Annotated in this window: 2 protein-coding genes; both read left to right on the top strand. The window is 63.1% G+C overall.

Annotation, left to right across the window (positions count from 1 at the left end):
* Positions 1-272, top strand: a 272-nt coding sequence (locus ACOVRJ_RS10495; protein WP_422043796.1) for a DUF3470 domain-containing protein, incomplete at its 5' end; no start/stop codon positions are given.
* 46 nt (positions 273-318) lie between these two features.
* On the top strand, positions 319-1,256 hold a 938-nt coding region (gene ccoG / locus ACOVRJ_RS10490), incomplete at its 3' end, for a cytochrome c oxidase accessory protein CcoG (protein WP_422043795.1).

Here is a 1,256-nt window from a genome sequence, read left to right as displayed (position 1 = left end):
TGGACGTGTGTCCGGTCGACGCGTTTCGCGAAGGGCCGAACTTCCTGGTCATCGATCCGGACGAGTGCATCGACTGCGCGGTCTGCGTTCCCGAATGCCCGGTGGGCGCCATCTATGCCGAAGAGGATGTGCCCGCCGGCCAGCAGCACTTCACGCCGCTGAACGCCGAGTTATCGCGCGTCTGGAAGCCGATCACAACAACCAAGCTCTCACTGCCAGATGCCGAAGCCTGGAGCAAGATAGAACACAAGCTGGCCGAGCTGAAGCGATGAATGCCCCCGTGCGATACGACCACTCATTGGCTGGCGCGCCCTGAGCATGGCGAGCACACGCAAGCTCATCCCCATCGCGCCGGTATCGGATTCGGGCGACGACGGCGCGCAGTTCCTGTCGATGTACCAGAAGCAGGCGGCGATCTACCCACGTGCAGTGAAGGGTTGGTTCGCCACCTGGCGATGGGTCTTCGTCTGGCTCACACAGCTGCTGTTCTACGGCGTCCCCTGGCTGCAATGGGGCGGGCGCCAGGCCGTGCTGTTCGATCTGGAGGCGCAACGCTTCTACATCTTCGGCCTGCTGCTCTATCCCCAGGATCTGATCTTCCTGGCCGCATTGCTGGTCTTGTCAGCCCTGGCATTGTTCTTCTTCACTGCCGTGGCCGGCCGTCTTTGGTGCGGCTACACCTGCCCTCAGACGGTCTACACCGAGATCTTCATGTGGGCCGAGCGACGCATCGAGGGCGACCGGATCGCTCGCATGCGGCTGGACCAAGCACCATGGGGCATGAACAAGATTCTGCGCAAGGGCGCCAAGCAGGGGGTGTGGCTCGCCATCGCTCTGCTCACAGGCTTCAGCTTCGTCGGCTACTTCACGCCGATACGGGAGCAGGCCGCCGCCGCGGTGGCCCTGGACATGTCGGCGTGGAACGCCTTCTGGGTGCTGTTCTATGGCGCTGCCACGTACGGCAATGCGGGCTTCCTGCGGGAGCAGATGTGCAAGTACATGTGCCCTTATGCTCGTTTCCAGAGCGCTTTGATCGACAAGGATTCCTTGGTCATCGCCTATGACGCAGCGCGTGGCGATCCGCGCGGCTCGCGTTCGAAGAAGGCGAACGCCTCAGCGCAGGGCCTGGGTGACTGCATCGACTGCACCCTGTGCGTGCAGGTCTGCCCCACGGGCATCGACATTCGCAACGGGCTGCAGAACGAGTGCATCGGCTGCGCGGCCTGCATCGACGTCTGCGACGACGTGATGGACAA

Source organism: Roseateles sp., from assembly GCF_049240545.1.
Classification (GTDB): Bacteria; Pseudomonadota; Gammaproteobacteria; order Burkholderiales; family Burkholderiaceae_C; genus Paucibacter_A.
The sequence above is the reverse complement of the archived record's forward strand: the minus strand, read 5'-3'. Positions and strand labels throughout refer to the sequence as shown.